General features: G+C 67.6%; 15 protein-coding genes. 12 read left to right on the top strand and 3 right to left on the bottom strand.

Annotated elements, in window-relative coordinates; all coding sequences use genetic code 11:
* The first annotated feature begins 50 nt into the window (after positions 1-50).
* Positions 51-2,330 (top strand): fatty acid cis/trans isomerase, encoded by a 2,280-nt coding sequence (locus N5D30_RS00755; protein WP_279907231.1) that lies wholly within the window; start codon positions 51-53, stop codon positions 2,328-2,330.
* Positions 2,331-2,527: 197 nt separating this feature from the next.
* Here the strand turns inward: N5D30_RS00755 and N5D30_RS00750 are convergent, their stop codons facing one another.
* The 3 genes from N5D30_RS00750 to phhA form a co-directional block, all read right to left on the bottom strand.
* Positions 2,528-3,727 (bottom strand): aspartate/tyrosine/aromatic aminotransferase, encoded by a 1,200-nt coding sequence (locus N5D30_RS00750; protein ID WP_279907230.1) that lies wholly within the window; start codon positions 3,725-3,727, stop codon positions 2,528-2,530.
* Entirely contained in the window at positions 3,724-4,077 is a 354-nt protein-coding gene (locus N5D30_RS00745) for a 4a-hydroxytetrahydrobiopterin dehydratase (RefSeq protein WP_192397398.1), read from the bottom strand. The genes N5D30_RS00750 and N5D30_RS00745 overlap by 4 nt, the downstream gene beginning before the upstream one ends.
* Positions 4,078-4,154: 77 nt before the next feature.
* Positions 4,155-5,009 carry a phenylalanine 4-monooxygenase gene (gene phhA / locus N5D30_RS00740; RefSeq protein WP_279907229.1) on the bottom strand — a complete coding sequence of 285 codons (855 nt, stop codon included), beginning with the start codon at positions 5,007-5,009 and terminating at the stop codon, positions 4,155-4,157.
* 202 nt (positions 5,010-5,211) lie between these two features.
* Between phhA and N5D30_RS00735 the strand changes: the two genes are divergently transcribed.
* The 11 genes from N5D30_RS00735 to N5D30_RS00685 all read left to right on the top strand — a co-directional run bounded on the left by N5D30_RS00735 (position 5,212) and on the right by N5D30_RS00685 (position 19,507).
* Complete coding sequence (locus tag N5D30_RS00735) at positions 5,212-6,765, top strand: sigma-54-dependent transcriptional regulator (protein ID WP_279907228.1); 1,554 nt, start codon at positions 5,212-5,214, stop codon at positions 6,763-6,765.
* Positions 6,766-7,596: 831 nt separating this feature from the next.
* Positions 7,597-9,552 (top strand): acetate--CoA ligase, encoded by a 1,956-nt coding sequence (gene acs, locus N5D30_RS00730; protein ID WP_279907227.1) that lies wholly within the window; start codon positions 7,597-7,599, stop codon positions 9,550-9,552.
* Positions 9,553-9,830: 278 nt separating this feature from the next.
* Positions 9,831-10,118, top strand: coding sequence for a hypothetical protein (locus tag N5D30_RS00725; RefSeq protein WP_279907226.1), 288 nt, complete (start codon positions 9,831-9,833; stop codon positions 10,116-10,118).
* Positions 10,119-10,282: 164 nt separating this feature from the next.
* Positions 10,283-12,664, top strand: coding sequence for a xylulose 5-phosphate 3-epimerase (locus N5D30_RS00720; RefSeq protein ID WP_279907225.1), 2,382 nt, complete (start codon positions 10,283-10,285; stop codon positions 12,662-12,664).
* 184 nt (positions 12,665-12,848) lie between these two features.
* Complete coding sequence (locus tag N5D30_RS00715; RefSeq protein WP_279907224.1) at positions 12,849-14,207, top strand: MBL fold metallo-hydrolase; 1,359 nt, start codon at positions 12,849-12,851, stop codon at positions 14,205-14,207.
* 532 nt (positions 14,208-14,739) lie between these two features.
* Positions 14,740-15,513, top strand: a complete 774-nt coding sequence (locus tag N5D30_RS00710) for an ABC transporter substrate-binding protein (RefSeq protein ID WP_279904843.1) — start codon at positions 14,740-14,742, stop codon at positions 15,511-15,513.
* Between the two features lie 172 nt (positions 15,514-15,685).
* Complete coding sequence (locus tag N5D30_RS00705; RefSeq protein ID WP_220815032.1) at positions 15,686-16,375, top strand: ABC transporter permease; 690 nt, start codon at positions 15,686-15,688, stop codon at positions 16,373-16,375.
* A gap of 10 nt (positions 16,376-16,385) precedes the next feature.
* The gene (locus N5D30_RS00700; RefSeq protein ID WP_279904842.1) at positions 16,386-17,084 is read left to right on the top strand and encodes an ABC transporter permease; all 699 of its coding nucleotides are present in this window, start codon (positions 16,386-16,388) and stop codon (positions 17,082-17,084) included.
* Between the two features lie 39 nt (positions 17,085-17,123).
* Positions 17,124-17,888, top strand: a complete 765-nt coding sequence (locus N5D30_RS00695; protein WP_220815030.1) for an ABC transporter ATP-binding protein — start codon at positions 17,124-17,126, stop codon at positions 17,886-17,888.
* Positions 17,889-17,904: 16 nt separating this feature from the next.
* Complete coding sequence (gene argR, locus N5D30_RS00690) at positions 17,905-18,891, top strand: transcriptional regulator ArgR (RefSeq protein WP_279907223.1); 987 nt, start codon at positions 17,905-17,907, stop codon at positions 18,889-18,891.
* A gap of 76 nt (positions 18,892-18,967) precedes the next feature.
* On the top strand, positions 18,968-19,507 hold the full coding sequence (locus N5D30_RS00685; RefSeq protein ID WP_279907222.1) for a hypothetical protein: 540 nt from the start codon (positions 18,968-18,970) through the stop codon (positions 19,505-19,507).
* The last annotated feature ends 249 nt before the right edge of the window (positions 19,508-19,756 follow it).

The following is a 19,756-nucleotide window of genomic DNA, read 5'->3' as shown; positions in this document are numbered from 1 at the left end:
TTCCGGCGGATGAGGCTAGAATCGCCCCGTCATTCTCCAGGGAAAAGGCCATGCCGTACCGTGTCTGGTCCGCCGTCGTCATGTTCGTTGCGGGCGCCACGGCGCATGCCGGCGAAATCTCCTACCTTCGCGACGTCCAACCGATCCTCACCCAGAAATGCGTGGCCTGCCACGCCTGTTACGACTCGCCCTGCCAGCTCAATCTGGGCAGCGGCGAAGGCGTGCTGCGTGGCGCCAGCAAGCTGCCCGTGTACGACGGCGCGCGCACCAGCGCCCAGGCCACCACCCGGCTGTACTTCGATGCCCGGGGCGAGGACGCCTGGCGCAAGAAGGGCTTCCATTCGGTGCTCGACCCGCAGGCCGGTCAGGCCGCGCTGGTGGCGCGCATGCTGGAGCTGGGACGCGGCAACCCGCTCGAAGCCAATGCCAAGTTGCCGGCCGATCTGGACATCTCCCTCGACCGGGAGAACCAGTGTCCGCTGCCCGGCGAGTTCGACGCCTATGCCCGGAAGTTCGCCCACGGCGGCATGCCGTTCGCCGTCGCCGGCCTGAGCGACGCCGAGTACGCCACCCTGCAGCAATGGCTGAAGGATGGCGCGCCGGTGGAGGAACTGGCCCTGCAGCCGTCCGCCGCCGAACTGGCCCAGGTGGCCGAGTGGGAGGCGTTCCTCAATGCGCCCGGCGCGCGGGAGAGCCTGGTCAACCGCTGGCTATTCGAACACCTGTTCCTCGCCCACCTGTACTTCGAGGGTGGTGAGCCGGGGCACTTCTTCCAGCTGGTGCGCTCGCGCACGCCCAGCGGCCAGCCGATCGACCCCATCGCCACCCGCCGTCCCAACGAGGACCCGGGCACCGAGGTGTTCTACCGCCTGTGGCCGATCCAGGGTGTGATCGTGCACAAGACCCACATCACCTACCCGCTCGGCGCGGCGAAGCTGAAGCGTGTCCGCGAGCTGTTCTACAGCGGCGACTGGACGGTGGACGCGGTGCCCGGCTACGGCGCCCAGCGCCGGGCTAACCCCTTCGAGACCTTCCAGGCGATTCCGGTCCAGGCCCGCTACCAGTTCATGCTGGATAACGCGGAATACTTCGTGCGCACCTTCATCCGCGGCCCGGTGTGCCGCGGCCAGATCGCCACCGACGTGATCCGCGACAACTTCTGGGCGGTGTTCCAGGACCCGCGGCAGGACCTCTACGTCACCGATGCCGAGTACCGCGCCAAGGCCACGCCGCTGCTGGCGATGCCGGGCCAGTTCGACGAGATCGGTGATCTGCTGGGGCTGTGGACGGCCTACCGGGACAAACGCAACGACTACGAGGACCTGCGCCGGGACGCCTATGCCGACGCGCCGGTGCCGAACTGGTCGAGCCTGTGGAGCGGCAACGACAACGCGCTGCTGTCGATCTTCCGCCACCACGACAGCGCCATGGTGCGCAAGGGCCTGATCGGCGAGATTCCGCAGACGATGTGGCTGCTGGACTACCCGCTGTTCGAGCGCACCTACTACCAGCTGGTGGTCAACTTCGACGTGTTCGGCAACGTCGCCCACCAGGCCCAGACGCGCCTGTACTTCGATCTGATCCGCAACGGCGCCGAGCTGAACTTCCTCCGCCTGCTGCCGCCTGACGCGCGCCAGACCTACCTGGACGACTGGTACCAGAACGCCGGTAAGCTGAAGATGTGGCTGGACTACGCCGAGGCCGACCTGGACACCGCGACCGGCCTGAACCTGCCGGAGCAGGGCGCCAAGGGCGCGTTCGCCCGTGCCCTGCTGACGCGCTACGCCGACCTCAACGCGCGGCCCGACCCGATCAACCGCTGCGAGGGCGCCGACTGCCACCGGCCGGGGCTGCCGGCCGACCTGGCCGACGCCGAGCAGGCGCTGAGCCGCCTCACTGGCCGCCCGGCCGGCGGGCTCAAGGCGATCGACCAGCTGCCCGAGGCGACCCTGCTGCGGGTGGAGCGGGCCGATGGCGGCCGCGAGGTCTACAGCCTGCTGCGCAACCGCGCGCACAGCAACGTCGCCTTCATGACCGGCGAATCCCTGCGCTACCAGCCGGGGCTGGACACCCTGACGGTCTACCCGGGTGTGCTGACCAGTTACCCCAACTTCATGTTCAGCCTGCCGGCCCGGGAAGTGCCCGAGTTCGTCGCCGCGCTGGAGCAGGCCCGCGACCCGGCGGCGTTCGAGAAGGTGGTGGAGCGCTGGGGCATCCGCCGCAGCCACCCGGAGTTCTGGCGCTACTTCCACGACCTGTCGGCCTACATCCACGAGACCGAGCCGGTGGAGGCGGGCGTGCTGGACATGAACCGCTACCAGAACCTCTAGGGAAACTCTGTACCGTCACTCCCGCGGAGGCGGGAGCCCAGGTGCCTCGGGGGACTGGGTTCCCGCCTGCGCGGGAATGACGAGTCTTTCAGGCTTTTCCTGGGGGGCTCTGGCCGATGCGCGCGGCGCACCCTACCGGGGGATGGTCCGGTCTGACGTAGGGTGCGCCGCGCGCACCGCCCCGGGCCCGATGGGCCTCAGGGCGTGTACACGTTGGCGATGGCGCCGGCCAGGTAGTCCAGCCGTTCCTCGGCCATGCCGGCCACGTTGGCCCGGCCGCTGTTGACCAGATACACGCTGAACTCCTGGCGCAGGCGCTGCACCTGCTCGGCGCTGAGGCCGGTGTAGGAGAACATGCCGCGCTGGGCGGCGATGTGGGCGAAGCGCCCGGCCAGGCCGTGGGGCACCAGCGCCGCCACCAGGCCGTTGCGCAGGTTGGCCACACGCAGGCGCATGGCTTCCACTTCCTCGGCCCACAGGCCGCGCAGCTCGGGGTCGCCGAGGATGGTGGCGACCACCGCGGCGCCGTGGGCCGGCGGCGTCGACCACAGGTTGCGGGCGAGGGCGGCCAGCTGGCTGCGGATGTCGATCAGCTTGCCGGCATCCTGCGCCCGCACGATCAGCGCGCCGGTGCGTTCGCGGTACAGGCCGAAGTTCTTCGAGCAGGAGCTGGTCACCAGCAGTTCGGGCAGCTCGGCGGCGAACAGGCGCACGGCCCAGGCGTCTTCGTCCAGGCCGTCGCCGAAGCCCTGGTAGGCGAAGTCGATCAGCGGCAGCAGCTCGCGCGCCTTGACCACGTCCAGCACGCGCTTCCAGTCGCGCGGGGCGAGGTCGAAACCGGTCGGGTTGTGGCAGCAGGCGTGCAGCAGCACCACGTCGCCGGCCGGCACCCGTTGCAGGGCGTCGAGTAGGGCTTCCACGTCCAGGCGGTTGTCGGCGCCGACGTAGGGGTAGTGCTCCACCCGCAGGCCGCAGGTGGCGAAGATGCTCTCGTGTATCGGCCAGGTCGGCGCGCTCAGCCAGATGCCGCGGCCCGGCAGGTTGGCGGCGATGAAGTCGCCGGCCAGGCGTAGCGCGCCGGTGCCGCCCGGGGTCTGGGTGGCGCCGACGGCGCCGTCGCGCAGCAGCGGGTTGTCCGCGCCCAGCACCAGTTGCAGCAGGTGGTCGCCGAACACCGGGTCGCCGTGGCCGCCGATATAGCTCTTGGTCGGTTCGTGCTCCACCAGGTGCCGCTCGGCCAGCTTCACGGCGTAGGGGATCGGGGTGATGCCGAGGGCGTCCTTGTACACGCCCACGCCCAGGTCCAGCTTGGCCGGGTTGGGGTCGGCGCGGTAGGCGTCGAGCAGTCCGAGTATGGGGTCGCCGGGCACCCGGCCGATGGCGGCGAAATGGCTCACTTGCGGCCCTCTGCGCTGGCGGCGAGCACGTCGGTGCGGGCGGCCATGATGAAGTCGTTGCGGTGCAGGCCCTTCATTTCGTGGCTCCACCAGGTGACGGTGACCTTGCCCCATTCGGTGAGCAGGGCGGGGTGGTGGCCGACTTCCTCGGCGATGGCGCCGACCGCGTTGGTGAAGGCCAGGGCGTGGCGGAAGTTCTTGAACAGGTAGACCCGCTCCAGCTCCATGTGGCCGTCGCGGGTCTCGATGTTCCAGTCCGGGATCTCGCGGATCAGCGTGGCCAGCTCCTCGTCCGAGACGTGGGGCGCGTCGGCGCGGCAGGCTTCGCATTGGGCTTGGGCAAGGCTCATCGTGTTCTCCGGAGTAGCTGTATGGGATGTAGGTGGGAGCGGCTGGGTGGATGCCAACCGGTCGCTCCCAGGGGTTGTCAGGCGGCTTTCGGCGGAAACTTCGGCGTGTACAGGCCGAGGGTCATGGCCTGGCTGACCAGGCCCATGATGTCCTCGTGGGCCAGTTCGAACAGGCGCTTGAGTTCCGGCAGGACGAAGTACAGCGGCTGCAGGATGTCGATGCGGTAGGGCGTGCGCATCGCCTCCAGCGGATCGAAGGCCTGGTGTTCCGGCGCGTCGGATAGAGAGTAGACCGTCTCCTTCGGCGAGGAGAGGATGCCGCCGCCGTAGATGCGCCGGCCCTGCGGGGTGTCGACCAGGCCGAACTCGATGGTCATCCAGTACAGACGCGCCAGGTACACGCGCTGCTCCTTGGTCGCGGCCAGGCCGAGCTTGCCGTAGGCGTGGGTGAATTCGGCGAACCAGGGGTTGGTGAGCAGCGGACAGTGGCCGAAGATCTCGTGGAAGATGTCCGGCTCCTGCAGGTAGTCCAGCTCCTCCGGGGTGCGGATGAAGGTGGCGACCGGGAAGCGCTTGCTGGCCAGCAGTTCGAAGAAGGTCTGGAAGGGGATCAGCGCCGGCACCTGGGCCACGCTCCAGCCGGTGGTGGCGCCGAGCACGCGGTTGATCTCGCCGAGCTGGGGAATCCGCTCGTGGGGCAGGTCGAGCTGTTCGAGGCCGTCGAAGTATTCCTGGCAGGCGCGGCCGTCGAGCAGCTTTAACTGCCGGGTGATCAGGGTGTTCCACACCTGGTGCTCGGTGTCCGAATAGTGGATGAAGCCAGCTTCGTCCGGTTGCCGGGCCACGTAGTGCGTGGTTTTCATCGCATCGCCTCCTCGTCTGCGGCGTGCCGCGGAGTGTTGTTGTATGGAGCATTGATACCCCGCGGGCATGGCGATGGCAGCCGGTGGCAGGGCGTCGCGGGAGGGCGTGGGACGTTGATGTTCGTAAAGAAAAGATTACGAATCGGCCGAGGCGGCATGTCATCGCCTTGCTGGTGAGTTGATCCGTCACATATTCTTGACGGAAATCAGCGGCCGTCTTGCGAAAAATCAGGCCGTGACCCAAGCACAACTACAAACAGGGTCGACCACCGTGCGAATCAAGATCCACTGCCAGAACCGCGTCGGCATCCTGCGCGACATCCTCGAACTGCTGGTCGACTACGGCATCAACGTCGCCCGTGGCGAGGTCGGCGGCGAGCAGGGCAACGCCATCTATCTGCACTGCCCGAACCTGATCAACCTGCAGTTCCAGGCGCTGCGCCCCAAGCTGGAGTCCATCTCCGGCGTGTTCGGGGTCAAGCGCGTCGGCCTGATGCCCAGCGAGCGGCGCCACCTGGAACTCAACGCGCTGCTCGGCGCGCTGGACTTCCCGGTGCTGTCCATCGACATGGGCGGCTCCATCGTCGCCGCCAACCGCAGCGCCGCGCAGTTGCTCGGTGTGCGGGTGGACGAGGTGCCGGGCATGGCCCTGTCGCGCTACATCGAGGACTTCGACCTGCCCGAACTGGTGCGCGCCAACAAGGCGCGGATCAATGGCCTGCGGGTCAAGGTGAAGGGCGACGTGTTCCTCGCCGACATCGCGCCGCTGCAGTCGGAACACGACGAGAGCGAGGCACTGGCCGGCGCGGTGCTCACCCTGCACCGCGCCGACCGGGTCGGCGAGCGCATCTACAACGTGCGCAAGCACGAGCTGCGCGGCTTCGACTCGATCTTCCAGAGCTCCAGGGTGATGGCGGCGGTGGTGCGCGAGGCCCGGCGCATGGCGCCGCTGGACGCGCCGCTGCTGATAGAGGGCGAGACCGGCACCGGCAAGGAACTGCTGGCCCGCGCCTGCCACCTGGCCAGCCCGCGCGGCCAGGCGCCGTTCATGGCGCTGAACTGCGCCGGGCTGCCGGAATCGATGGCCGAGACCGAGCTGTTCGGCTACGGCCCCGGCGCTTTCGAGGGCGCGCGGCCGGAGGGCAAGCTGGGCCTGCTGGAACTGACCGCCGGCGGCACCCTGTTCCTCGACGGCGTTGGCGAGATGAGTCCGCGCCTGCAGGCCAAGCTGCTGCGCTTCCTGCAGGACGGCTGCTTCCGCCGGGTGGGCAGCGACGAGGAGGTGTACCTGGACGTGCGGGTGATCTGCGCCACCCAGGTCGACCTGTCCGAATTGTGCAGCAAGGGCGAATTCCGCCAGGACCTGTACCACCGCCTCAACGTGCTCAGCCTGCATATCCCGCCGCTGCGCGAGTGCCTGGACGGCCTCGGCCCGCTCGCCGAGCACTTCCTCGACTCGGCCAGCCGGCAGATCGGCTGCCCGCTGCCCAGGCTGGCGCCCCAGGCCTTCGAGCGCATGGCCCACTACCACTGGCCGGGCAACGTGCGCCAGCTGGAGAACGTGCTGTTCCAGGCCGTGTCCCTGTGCGACGGTGGCACGGTCAAGGCCGAGCACATCCGCCTGCCGGACTACGGCGCGCCGCAGCCGCTGGGCGACTTCTCCATCGAGGGCGACCTGGACGCCATCCTCGGTCGCTTCGAGAAGGCGGTGCTGGAGCGCCTGTACGCCGAGCACCCGAGCAGCCGCCAGCTGGGCAAGCGCCTCGGGGTGTCGCACACCACCATTGCCAACAAGCTGCGCCAGCATGGCCTGGGCAAGGAGTAGGCCATGTCCCCGTTACGTGTTGCTGCACCGATCCCGCTTTTGTGGGAGCGGCTGGGCGGCATTCCGACTGGCCGCGAAATTCGCGGATAAATCCGCTCCCACAAGGTGCGCAACAACTAACGGGGACATAGCCAAGGAGTAGGGCGCCGGTCTACGACCTTGGTGCAATGGTCTGCCTGGCGCAGGCGGGGTAAAAAGTCGCTCGTCCGAATCCTGCGAATCGGACTGCGTTTCTGACATTCCTCCCCGGAATGAATTGGTGGCGGCCCTCCCGATGGGTCGCCTTTTTTTTGGCTTGCCGATAGCTAAAGGGCAGTCGTAGCCCGGATGAAATCCGGGGGCGGTCTTTATTAGTGCTCCGTTGTTCAGCCAATTACCGAGTGTTCTGACACTTATTGTTTCGCCCTCCCGGGCGAGTCACTTTCTCTTGTTTGGCCAAGAGAAAGTAACCAAAGAGAAGGCCACCCCGGCATCCGGCCCCGCCTGCGGCGGGGTTCCCTCCTTCCGGTGCCGCTCCGGGGGCACGGCATACACGGACCATCCATGGTCCGTTATGCCTCTCGCCGCATCCCTGCGGCTCGTCCCCCTGCGCGACACCTCCACTCGGCCTTCTGATGGGGACTCAGGCTCCGAGTTGCCTGATGGTTTTTCCTCGCCGCTGCGCAGATTGGGTTCCTGTTACCACCGCCATATGCACGTCGCAGAGCCCCGGCTTTACAGGTTCAAGACCATGGTCGTAGAGCGGTAAGACCATGGTCGAATGGCCCCACGAAAGGGCGGGGGATACAAAAGGCGGCATACAAAAACAACCGCCCGCCGAGGTACCCCAGAATGACTGCAGCTTCCCTCTACCCCGTCCGCCCCGAGGTGGCCGCCAACACGCTGACCGACGAAGCCACCTACAAGGCGATGTACCAGCAGTCGGTGATCAACCCGGACGGCTTCTGGCGCGAGCAGGCCAAGCGCATCGACTGGATCAAGCCCTTCACCAAGGTCAAGCAGACCTCCTTCGACGACCACCACGTCGACATCAAGTGGTTTGCCGACGGCACCCTGAACCTCTCGGCCAACTGCCTGGACCGCCACTTGGAAACCCGCGGCGACCAGGTCGCGATCATCTGGGAAGGCGACGATCCGTCCGAGCACCGCGAGATCACCTACCGCGAGCTGCACGAGCAGGTCTGCAAGTTCGCTAACGCCCTGCGCGGCCAGGACGTGCACCGCGGCGACGTGGTGACCATCTACATGCCGATGATCCCGGAAGCCGCGGTGGCCATGCTCGCCTGCGCCCGCATCGGCGCCATCCACTCGGTGGTGTTCGGTGGCTTCTCGCCGGAGGCCCTGGCCGGGCGCATCATCGACTGCAAGTCCAAGGTGGTGATCACCGCCGACGAAGGCGTGCGCGGCGGCAAGAAGGTGCCACTGAAGAGCAACGTCGACGACGCGCTGACCAACCCCGAAACCCACAGCGTGCAGAAGATCATCGTGGTCAAGCGCACCGGTTCCGAGATCAAGTGGAACGGCCACCGCGACATCTGGTACGAGGACCTGATGAAGGTCGCCGGCAGCACCTGCGCGCCGAAGGAAATGGGCGCCGAGGAAGCGCTGTTCATCCTCTACACCTCCGGCTCCACCGGCAAGCCGAAGGGCGTGCTGCACACCACCGGCGGCTACCTGGTGTACGCCTCGCTGACCCACGAGCGGGTGTTCGACTACCGCCCGGGCGAAGTCTTCTGGTGCACCGCCGACATCGGCTGGGTTACCGGCCACACCTACCTGATCTACGGCCCGCTCTCCAACGGCGCCACCACCGTGATGTTCGAGGGCGTGCCCAACTACCCGGACGTGAGCCGCGTCGCCAGGATCATCGACAAGCACAAGGTCAACATCCTCTACACCGCGCCGACCGCCATCCGCGCCATGATGGCCGAGGGCAAGGCCGCGGTCGAAGGCGCCGACGGTTCCAGCCTGCGCCTGCTCGGCTCGGTCGGCGAGCCGATCAACCCGGAAGCCTGGCACTGGTACTACGAGAACGTCGGCCAGGGCCGCTGCCCGATCGTCGACACCTGGTGGCAGACCGAGACCGGCGCCTGCCTGATGACCCCGCTGCCGGGCGCCCACCCGATGAAGCCGGGCTCCGCCGCGCGGCCGTTCTTCGGCGTGCAGCCGGCCCTGGTCGACAACCTGGGCAACATCCTCGAGGGCGCCACCGAGGGCAACCTGGTGATCATCGACTCCTGGCCGGGCCAGGCGCGCAGCCTGTACGGCGACCACGACCGCTTCGTCGACACCTACTTCAACACCTTCAAGGGCATGTACTTCACCGGCGACGGCGCCCGTCGCGACGAAGACGGCTACTGGTGGATCACCGGCCGGGTGGATGACGTGCTCAACGTCTCCGGCCACCGCATGGGCACCGCCGAGGTGGAAAGCGCCATGGTCGCCCACCCGAAAGTGGCCGAGGCCGCGGTGGTCGGCGTGCCGCACGACATCAAGGGCCAGGGCATCTACGTCTACGTCACCCTGAACGCCGGCGAGGAGCCTTCCGAGCAGCTGCGCCAGGAACTGAAGAACTGGGTACGCAAGGAAATCGGCCCGATCGCCACGCCGGACGTGATCCAGTGGGCGCCGGGCCTGCCGAAGACCCGCTCGGGCAAGATCATGCGCCGTATCCTGCGCAAGATCGCAACCGCCGAATACGATTCCCTCGGCGACATCTCTACGCTGGCCGATCCCGGCGTGGTGCAGCACCTCATCGACACTCACCGCACCATGCAGGCCGCCTGACCCGGCGACCCCGCACAGGTCGGGGCCCCAGCCACAAGCCGGGGCCATGCGCCACCCCGCCAGGGCCTTGCCCTGGCGGGGTGTTGTTTTTTCGGGGGGCCAAGCAACGGCCGATGGCCCGGCGAGAAAGTGGCACTGGCGCACACAGGAGAGCCTTGGCGCCTGCTATCCAGTGATCTGAGCAAGCTTTCGAGAACAGGGCGGTGGCGCCGACGCGCTTCGAGGATGAGCATAGGCGCCAGCCGATCGCCCACATCGTTTCGCCGGGAGACCAACCCATGACCGCGAAGACTTCGAGCGTTTCACCGGCCCAATCGCTGCACCATCTGGCGTGCGGCGAGTGTGGCTGGACCATCAGCATCCTGGCCGAGACCTCGGCGCCCCTCCGTCAGTGCCCGTGGTGCGGCTGGGACGATCTGGACATCTCCTCGGTCGAGCGGCAGGGCGCCGGGCAGCACCTAAAGTGCACCGAGCATGGCGCGATCTCGGTCCAGGTCCTCGGTCCGGACATCGCGGCGGACGATTTCCCGGATGAACTGTTCTGTCCGTTCTGCAAGCGGTCCTAGCGCTTCAGGTCGGCCCCGGGTTACATCTGGCCGGAATCTGCTACGGTTTGGCTCCGCTCCCCGCGGAGCGCGGCGGCCGATGCGCGATGCATTGACATGGAACAGGGTCGCCGCCGGCTCCGCGCCGGAGAATGGCGCCAGGCACAGGAAAGGAGGCACCTCGCATGAGTGATGGTTTGGATGCGTTCGCGCGGTGGCAGGCGGGCTTCGGCCCGATCCGCCATCGCGAGGAAACCGTGGAGCGCCTGCAGGCGCAGATCGCGCGCCTGGTGGCCGAGGGTCGCGTCGCCGATGCCGGGACGGCCCATGCGCTGCTCGCGGCGGCGGACCGGCTGACCTGCATGGCGCTGAGCGTGGTGGCGCACATGACCTATGCGCGGCGCATCGACCTGTCCGGCGCCGACCTCGCCGCCGAGGACTTCAAGGCGACGCCGGAGGGCCACACCGGCGGCTCACTGAACATGGTGCCGGCCTTCGTCGGCTACCTGCTGGCCAACGCTCTGAGCGGCACCACCCGGGGCTGGCTGATGGGGCAGGGCCACTGCGTGGCGGCCATCGAGGCGATCAATGCGCTGACCGGTGACCTGTCGCCGGCCCAGCGCGGGCGCTACGACCGCAGCGAGGCGGGGCTGTCGCGCCTGATCACCGACTTCTACTCCTACGCCATCGACGGCAAGGGCCTGCCCGCCGTGCCGCTGGGCAGCCACGCCGGGCCGAACACCGCCGGCGCGGTCTCCGAAGGCGGCTACCTCGGCTTCGCCGGGCTGCAGTACGTGCACATGCCGCTGCCGGGCGAGAGCCTGGTGGCCTTCCTCAGCGACGGCGCGTTCGAGGAGCAGCGTGGCTCGGACTGGGCGCCGCGCTGGTGGCGTGCCGAGGACAGCGGCCTGGCCATTCCGGTGATGATCCTCAACGGCCGGCGCATCGAGCAGCGCACCCAGATAGTGCAGGAGGGCGGTGCGCCCTGGTTGGCCGAGGACCTGCGCCACAACGGCTTCGCCCCGGTGATCGTCGACGGCCGTGACCCGGCCGCCATCGCCTGGGCGATCCTCGATGCCGAGGAGCGCCTGCGTGCCTTCGCTAGCGACCCGCAGCGCTGCTATCCCGCGCCGCTGCCCTACGTGATCGCCGAGACCGAGAAGGGCTTCGGCTTCCCCGGCGCCGGCAGCAACGCCGCGCACAACCTGCCGCTGGCCGGCAACCCGCAGCGGGACGCCGACGTGCGCGAGGTGTTCAACGCGGGCGCTCGCGTCCTGTTCGTACCGCCCCGGGAACTCGACGAGGCGCTGGCGACCCTCGCCAACCACGGCGCTGGTGCTCGTCCGCGGGAGGGCGAGCATCCCCTGGCGCACCGTCGGCCGGCGCCGCCGCTGCTGCCCGAACCGGTCTGGGCCGCGCCGGGCGATGCCGGTAGCGCCATGAGTGCGCTGGACCGTTGGTTCGTCGCCCTGGTCGAGGCCAACCCGCAGTTGCGCGTGCGGGTGGGCAACCCGGACGAACTGGCCAGCAACAAGATGGGCGAGACCCTGGCGCTGCTGCGCCACCGGGTCAATGCGCCGGAGCCTGGCGTGCCGGAGTCGCTGCACGGCGCGGTGGTCACCGCGCTCAACGAAGAAGCGGTGGCCGCGGCGGCGCTGGGCAACAAGGGCGGCCTGAACCTGATCGTCAGCTACGAGGCGTTCGCGGTGAAGATGCTCGGCCTGCTGCGCCAGGAAATCATCTTCGCCCGCCGGCAGAAGGTACTCGGCCAGATGCCCGGCTGGCTGTCGGTGCCGCTGATCGTCACCTCGCACACCTGGGAGAACTCGAAGAACGAGCAGTCCCACCAGGACCCGACCATCGGCGAGGCGCTGCTGGGCGAGATGTCCGACACCTCGCGGGTGCTGTTCCCGGTGGACGGCAACACCGCCCAGGCGGCGCTCGGCGAACTGTGCGGCGGGCGCGGCCAGCTCGGCTGCCTGGTGGTGTCCAAGCGCGACACCGCCTGCCGCTTCGACGCGCGGGCCGCCCGCGAGCTGGTGGAGCGGGGCGCCGCGCACGTGGTCGGCGACCCGCGCCATGCCGAGGTGCAGTTCGTCGCCATCGGCGCCTACCAGCTGGAGGAGGCACTGGCGGCGCACGACCACCTGGCGCGCCGGGGCCACGCCTCCTGCGTCACCGTGGTGGTCGAGCCCGGCCGCCTGCGGATACCCCGTGACGAGATCGAGGCGGCCTTCGTGGTGGACGACGACGCTCTGCGCGCGCTGTTCCCCCGCGGCCTGCCCCGCGTGCTGCTGTGCCACACCCGGCCCGAACCGATGCTCGGCGTGCTGCGCCGGCTGGACGAAGGCCCGGACAGGACCCGCGCGCTCGGCTACATCAGCCGGGGCGGCACGCTCGACGTGGCAGGCATGCTGTTCGCCAACCGCTGCACCTGGGCGCACGCCGTCGAGGCCGCCGCGGCGGTCGCCGGCTGGCGGCGCGAGGCGCTGTTCGATACCGCGCAGCTACGCGCCCTGGATGGCGAAGGCGCCGCCGCCGACCTGCGGATGGACGCGCCCCGTTGAAGAAGCCCTTGTCCCCTGTTGTTCATCACTGTGGGAGCGGCCTCGGCCGCGAAGCTTCTGCCGGGTTGCCCCGGTTCGCGGCCAAGGCCGCTCCTACAGCGATCACATTGGCCTTGAAAGAACACCTGCGTTGCCAGGTCGTCGCTCAGGACGGCCTGGCTGGCATCGATTGAGGAAGACGACCATGCTCACTCTCACCAGCCTCGGCGGTGCCGGCACCGTCACCGGTTCCAAGCACCTGCTCACCCACGGCGACACCCGCCTGCTCGTCGACTGCGGCCTGTTCCAGGGCCTGAAGAACCTGCGCGAGCTGAACTGGCAGCGCCTGCCGGTGAACGCCGGCGACATCGATGCGGTGGTGCTGACCCATGCCCACCTGGACCATTGTGGCTACCTGCCGCGGCTGATGCTCGACGGCTTTTCCGGGCGCATCCATTCGACGCCGGCCACCCGAGACGTGGCCGAGCTGATCCTGCGCGACAGCGCCTTCCTGCAGGAGAAGGACGCCGAGCTGGCCAACCGCAAGGGCTTCTCCAAGCACAAGCCGGCGCTGCCGCTGTACGGCGTCGCCGACGCCGAGCGCACCCTCAAGCTGTTCAAGCCGGCGCCGCTGCATCAGGAGGTCGAGCTGCCCGGCGGCGCGCGCCTGCTGCTGCGCCGCGCCGGCCACATCCTCGGCGCGGCCACCGCGCAGATCGACATCGGCGGCCGGCGCGTGGTGTTCTCCGGCGACCTGGGCCGCTACGACGACCCGGTGATGCTCGACCCCGAGGACGTGCCGGAGGCCGACTACGTGGTGATCGAGTCCACCTACGGCAACCGCCACCACGATCCCGCCGACCCGCTCGACGCCCTGGAAGAGGTGATCAAGCGCACCGCCCAGCGCGGCGGCACCGTGGTGATTCCCGCGTTCGCCGTCGGCCGCGCCCAGTCACTGATCCACAGCCTCTGGCAACTGCGCCGCAGCGGTCGCCTGCACAACCTGCCGGTCTACCTCGACAGCCCCATGGCGACCAGCGCCAGCGAGCTGCTGCACCGCTACCCGAAGGACCACCGCTTGTCGGCGCAGGAATACGAGGCCGCCTGCGACTCGGCCACCTACGTGCGCGACGTGGAGGAATCCAAGGCCCTGTCGGCCAACCGCTACCCGAAGGTGATCATCTCGGCCAGCGGCATGGCCACCGGCGGGCGGGTGCTGCACCACATCGCCGCCTTCGCCCCGGACCACCGCAACACCCTGCTGTTCTCCGGCTACCAGGCCGCCGGCACACGCGGCCGCAAGCTGCTGGAAGGCGCGCGGGAGACCAAGGTGTACGGCCAGTGGCTGCCGGTGAACGCCGAGGTTGCCGAGCTGCCGATGATGTCGGCCCACGCCGACAGCGACGAACTGATGCGCTGGCTGTCCGGCTTCCGCCGGGCGCCGCGCAAGGTCTTCATCGTGCATGGCGAGGCGGATGCCTCGGAGGCGCTGCGCGAGCGCATCCAGCGCGAGCTGGGCTGGAGCGCCTGCGTGCCGCTGCAGAACCAGGCGTTCGAGTTGTAGGCACGGGTTGAGAGCAGGGAAGGAGTAGGGGTGGGAGCGACCTTGGTCGCGATGAGTGCCCGCAAAAACATCGCGACCAAGGTCGCTCCCACAAAGATTGTTCCCTGGGTTGCTTCCACCAGGTGGAGTGGGCGCCGGTAACAAACCTGCCCACTTTCGGGGTGGAGGAGAAACACCTCGCCCGTTCGTGGTGCGTGGCCAGGACGGCGAGGGCGGCTGAAACCCGGTGGCAGGAGGGGAGTGGGGAATGCTGGCCCGCTTATTGCTTTGTAACGGGGTTTGCATTTCTGTCTCGCTGGTCATCTTTTGGATGGCCTGTCAATATGCGCGCCGCGCCTGTCCTGGGCTTCTGTAATTTGTTGTCGCTTTGAAGAAATATCGACCTACCCCTGGTCGATAGAATGCCGCCCACTTGGCCAAACCCTCTCGCCGGGCATCCATGCCGGCAAAGACGGGGACACTTTCTACAATTCACCCACGGCCATGGCGAATTCATTCTGCCCATGCGGTACCCCATTCGAAGGAGCACAAGATGAAGAAGATCGTACTTCTCGGCGCGCTGGCGCTGACCGCTTTCAGTGCGCTGGTTCAGGCAGATGAGAAACCCCTGCGCATTGGCATCGAGGCGGCCTACCCGCCCTTCGCCTACAAGACCCCGGACGGCAAGATCACCGGCTTCGACTACGACATCGGCAACGCCCTGTGCGCCGAGATGAAGGTCGAGTGCAAGTGGATCGAGCAGGAGTTCGACGGCCTGATCCCGGCGCTGAAGGTGCGCAAGTTCGACGCCATCCTGTCGTCCATGTCCATCACCGAGGAGCGCAAGCGCTCCGTCGACTTCACCGGCAAGTACTACGCCACCCCGGCGCGCCTGGCGATGAAGGCCGGCAGCGAGTACACCGACGTGGCCGGCCTCAAGGGCAAGAAGATCGGCGTGCAGCGCTCCTCCATCTACGACCGCTACGCCAGCGACGTCTTCGCCCCGGCCGGCGCCGAGATCGTGCGCTACAGCTCGCAGAACGAAATCTTCCTCGACCTGGCCTCCGGCCGCCTCGACGCCACCCTGGCCGACGTGGTCAACATCGACGACGGCTTCCTCAAGACCGACGCCGGCAAGGGCTTCGCCCTGGTGGGCCCGGACTTCACCGACGAGAAATACTTCGGCGAAGGCCAGGGCATCGCCGTGCGCAAGGGCGACAAGGCCCTGGCCGACAAGATCAGCGCCGCCATCCTGGCGATCCGCGCCAACGGCAAGTACCAGGAAGTGCAGGACAAGTACTTCCAGTTCAACGTCTACGGCGAGTAACGCCGCTCAATCTTCCCGGCGGGCGCCTCTCCCATCCGTGGGAGCGGCGTCCCGTTAGCCCGGACACCATCCGGGCTACGCTTGCCGGGAGGGCGTCGCGTCAGCGACGAGCAGTCGCCTCCGCCCTCGCTCCGAGCAGGAGCGCTCCTGCTGTCTGCAGAGGATAGATTTCATGTTCAACGGCTACGGCTCGACCATTCTCGAGGGCGCCTGGCTCACCGTGCAGCTGGCCCTGCTGTCGATGGCGGTGGCCGTCACGCTCGGCCTGATCGGCGCGGCGTTCCGCCTGTCCCCGGTGAAATGGCTGGCCCTGATGGGCGAGACCTACGCCACCGTGATCCGCGGCATTCCCGACCTGGTGCTGATCCTGCTGATCTTCTACGGCGGCCAGGACCTGGTGAACCGCCTCGCGCCGCTGGTCGGCTTCGACGACTACATCGACATCAACCCCTTCGTCGCCGGTGTCGGCACTTTGGGCTTCATTTACGGCGCCTACCTGTCCGAGACCTTCCGTGGCGCCTTCATGGCGATCCCGAAAGGGCAGGGCGAGGCCGGCATGGCCTACGGCATGAGTTCGCTGCGGGTGTTCCTGCGCATCCTGGTGCCGCAGATGATCCGCCTGGCGATCCCCGGTGTGACCAACAACTGGCTGGTGCTGGTCAAGGCCACGGCGCTGATCTCCCTGGTCGGCCTGCAGGACATGATGGCCCGCGCCAAGAGCGCCGGCGACGCGACCCGCGAGCCGTTCACCTACATCCTGCTGGCGGCGGCCATCTACCTGGTCATGACCAGCGTGTCGCTGCTGGTGCTGCGCTACCTCGAACGTCGCTACTCGGTCGGCGTGAAAGCCGCCGAAATCTGAGGGAGTTGCCATGCTTTTCGACTACAACGTGGTACTCGACAGCCTGCCGCTGTACTTCGGCGGCGTGCTGGTCACCCTCAAGCTGCTGGCGGTCGCCCTGGCGTTCGGCCTGGCGCTGGCCGTGCCGCTGGCGCTGATGCGGGTGTCCAGGCAGCCGGCGATCAACTTCCCGGCCTGGCTCTACACCTACGTCATCCGCGGCACGCCGATGCTGGTGCAGCTGTACCTGCTGTACTACGGCCTGGCCCAGTTCGAGGCGGTGCGCGAGAGCTTCATGTGGCCGTACCTGTCCAACGCCACCTTCTGCGCCTGCCTGGCGTTCGCCATCAACACCAGCGCCTACAGCGCGGAAATCCTCGCCGGCAGCCTCAAGGCCACGCCCCACGGCGAGATCGAGGCGGCCAAGGCCATGGGCATGTCGCGCGCCAAGCTGTACCGCCGCATCCTCCTGCCGTCTGCCCTGCGCCGCGCGCTGCCGCAGTACAGCAACGAGGTGATCATGATGCTGCACACCACCAGCCTGGCCTCGGTAGTGACCCTGATCGACATCACCGGCGCGGCCAAGACCGTGAGCTCGCAGTACTACCTGCCGTTCGAGGCCTACATCACCGCCGGCGTCTTCTACCTCTGCCTGACCTTCATCCTGGTGCGCCTGTTCAAGCTGGCCGAGCGCCGCTGGCTGGTCTACCTCGCGCCGCGCAAGGCCTGAGCCGCGCGTCCCCCGTATTCGATATCGAGAGCCGAGACCATGTACAAACTCGAAATCCAGGACCTGCACAAGCGCTACGGCGACCACGAAGTGCTGAAAGGCGTGTCGCTGGCGGCCAAGGCCGGCGACGTGATCAGCATCATCGGCTCCAGCGGCTCGGGCAAGAGCACCTTCCTGCGCTGCATCAACATGCTCGAGCAGCCCCACGCCGGCAAGATCCTGCTCAACGGCGAAGAACTCAAGCTGGTGAAGAACAAGGAAGGCGCGCTCAAGGCGGCCGACGCCAAGCAGCTGCAGCGCATGCGCTCGCGCCTGTCCATGGTGTTCCAGCACTTCAACCTGTGGTCGCACATGAGCGCCCTGGACAACGTCATCGAGGCGCCGGTGCACGTGCTCGGCGTGCCGAAGAAAGAGGCCATCGAGAAGGCCGAGCACTACCTGGCCAAGGTCGGCGTGGCGCACCGCAAGGGCGCCTACCCGGCGCACATGTCCGGCGGCGAGCAGCAGCGCGTGGCCATCGCCCGTGCCCTGGCGATGGAGCCGGAAGTCATGCTGTTCGACGAGCCGACCTCGGCGCTCGACCCCGAGCTGGTCGGCGAAGTGCTCAAGGTGATGAAGGACCTGGCCGTGGAAGGCCGCACCATGGTTGTGGTGACCCACGAGATGGGCTTCGCCCGCGAGGTCTCCAACCAGCTGATCTTCCTGCACAAGGGCCTGGTGGAAGAAACCGGCTGCCCGAAGGAGGTGCTGGCCAACCCGCAGTCCGAGCGCCTCAAGCAGTTCCTTTCCGGCAGCCTGAAGTAGGCACTAGACTCCTCCCATGACGTCCACTGCCCACTGCATCGGTTTCCTCATCTGGCCGGAAACCAGGCCTATGACCCTGGCCCTGGCCGAAGAAGCCCTGCGCGTGGCGCAGCGCGTCCACCCGGAGGTCGTCTACGAACTGCGCTTCCTGCAGGCTGAAGCGCCGGTCCAAGGCGCCTGGCAGATGCCCGGCGAACCCTGGGCCGGGCGGCTGGAGGGCTGCCACAAGCTGTTCCTGCTGGCCGACGAACCGCCGGCCCAGGTCGCTCCGGGGCTGGCCTCGGCGCTCAAGCAGCTGGCCCGTGGCGGCCTCGCCATCGGCGGCCTGTCCGCCGGCGTCTACCCTCTGGCCCAGCTCGGCCTGCTCGACGGCTACCGCGCCGCCGTGCACTGGCGCTGGCAGGACGACTTCACCGAGCGCTTCCCCAAGGTCATCGCCACCAGCCACCTGTTCGACTGGGACCGGGACCGCCTGACCGCCTGCGGCGGCCTGGCCGTGCTCGACCTGCTGCTGGCCGTGCTGGCCCGCGACCACGGCGCCGAACTGGCCGGCGCGGTGAGCGAGGAGCTGGTGGTCGAGCGCATCCGCGAGGGTGGCGAGCGCCAGCGCATTCCGCTGCAGAATCGCATCGGCTCCAGCCATCCCAAGCTGACCCAGGCGGTGCTGCTGATGGAGGCCAACATCGAGGAGCCGCTGACCACCGACGAGATCGCCCAGCACGTGTGCGTGTCGCGGCGCCAGCTGGAACGCATCTTCAAGCAGTACCTCAATCGCGTGCCCAGCCAGTACTACCTGGAACTGCGCCTGAACAAGGCGCGCCAGCTGCTGATGCAGACCAGCAAGTCGATCATCCAGATCGGCCTGTCGTGCGGGTTCTCTTCCGGGCCGCACTTCTCCAGCGCCTACCGCAACTTCTTCGGCGCCACGCCGCGGGAAGACCGCAACCAGCGGCGCAGCGCCAGTCCGTTCGAGATCGCGCCGGCTGCCGCCGAGCGCGGCTGAGGCTCCGTGTCGCATGCCGGCCGCTGGCGCCGGCTTGTAGTCTCGGCTCTGTTTGTTCGATACAGGAGGTATCGTCATGCCGGCGAGGCGCAAGTGGTTGGTAGCGGCCGCGGTGGCTTTCTCGGCTGTGGGAGTATTCGGTGTGGCGCGCTTGTTTGGTGGCGCCATGGGATTGCCTGCCAATGCTGGAGATACGCTGCCGCGCGTGGATGTATCGCAGCTGGCAGCTGGAGATTTCATGCTGGTGGACTCGCCTTCGCAGCGTCCTGAGTTCGAGCGCTACCTGATCTTGCGCCGACACGATGGCCAGCTTGCTGCGTTCCTTTTGTATCGGCGCGATGGTCTTACGATCATGCCGGACTATCAGTGGTACCGTTTCGCCTATGCATGCCATGCCTTCGGTCCCGCGCCCAGTCCTGGTGCTTTCCCGGCCGATGCGGTGATTCGTTGTTATGACGAAGAGGTTCCAGAGTTTTGGCGTGAACTGTGGCGCTGGAATCTAGAGGGGCACGCCTTGAGGCCCGAGTCCTACATACCCGACATGTGGGGGTGGGCTATCGCAGAAGAAGCGGGTGGTTTCGCAGTGCTGGGCAAGCCTGCGGATGTTCGTCAGTAATTCGGGAGAATGCTGTCCGCCTGTTCCGGTTCCCTCCCTGTTGCGACACCGAGCCAATCCGCAGCTCGCCAATTTGCCCCGATCCCCTCGCACAGTGTTTAAACTGCGCAATTCCGGACCTTTCTGTCGCATTGCCGAAAGCCCCGGAAAATCACGGGTGGCCGCTGTAAGAAGTTGTCGCATGGCGACAATGCGGGCCCGTGGGCAGTCCCTACAATCCTTTCATCACCTGTGTGCCTTCTTCAGGAG

Source organism: Pseudomonas sp. GD03875 (assembly GCF_029840585.1).
Taxonomy (GTDB): Bacteria; Pseudomonadota; Gammaproteobacteria; order Pseudomonadales; family Pseudomonadaceae; genus Aquipseudomonas; species Aquipseudomonas paralcaligenes.
Note: the sequence above shows the minus strand (reverse complement) of the source record. Positions and strands in the feature narration are given on the sequence as shown.

Bases quoted from the DNA above. Each gene is read 5' to 3' on its own strand.
- N5D30_RS00695 (WP_220815030.1), top strand. From the start codon at position 17,124: ATGTACAAACTCGAAATCCAGGACCTGCACAAGCGCTACGGCGACCAC.
- N5D30_RS00710 (WP_279904843.1), top strand. From the start codon at position 14,740: ATGAAGAAGATCGTACTTCTCGGCGCGCTGGCGCTGACCGCTTTCAGT.
- N5D30_RS00745 (WP_192397398.1), bottom strand. From the start codon at position 4,077: ATGAGCCTTGCCCAAGCCCAATGCGAAGCCTGCCGCGCCGACGCGCCC.
- N5D30_RS00720 (WP_279907225.1), top strand. From the start codon at position 10,283: ATGAGTGATGGTTTGGATGCGTTCGCGCGGTGGCAGGCGGGCTTCGGC.
- acs (WP_279907227.1), top strand. From the start codon at position 7,597: ATGACTGCAGCTTCCCTCTACCCCGTCCGCCCCGAGGTGGCCGCCAAC.
- N5D30_RS00725 (WP_279907226.1), top strand. From the start codon at position 9,831: ATGACCGCGAAGACTTCGAGCGTTTCACCGGCCCAATCGCTGCACCAT.
- N5D30_RS00685 (WP_279907222.1), top strand. From the start codon at position 18,968: ATGCCGGCGAGGCGCAAGTGGTTGGTAGCGGCCGCGGTGGCTTTCTCG.
- N5D30_RS00755 (WP_279907231.1), top strand. From the start codon at position 51: ATGCCGTACCGTGTCTGGTCCGCCGTCGTCATGTTCGTTGCGGGCGCC.
- N5D30_RS00715 (WP_279907224.1), top strand. From the start codon at position 12,849: ATGCTCACTCTCACCAGCCTCGGCGGTGCCGGCACCGTCACCGGTTCC.
- N5D30_RS00700 (WP_279904842.1), top strand. From the start codon at position 16,386: ATGCTTTTCGACTACAACGTGGTACTCGACAGCCTGCCGCTGTACTTC.
- N5D30_RS00705 (WP_220815032.1), top strand. From the start codon at position 15,686: ATGTTCAACGGCTACGGCTCGACCATTCTCGAGGGCGCCTGGCTCACC.
- argR (WP_279907223.1), top strand. From the start codon at position 17,905: ATGACGTCCACTGCCCACTGCATCGGTTTCCTCATCTGGCCGGAAACC.
- phhA (WP_279907229.1), bottom strand. From the start codon at position 5,009: ATGCCCGCGGGGTATCAATGCTCCATACAACAACACTCCGCGGCACGC.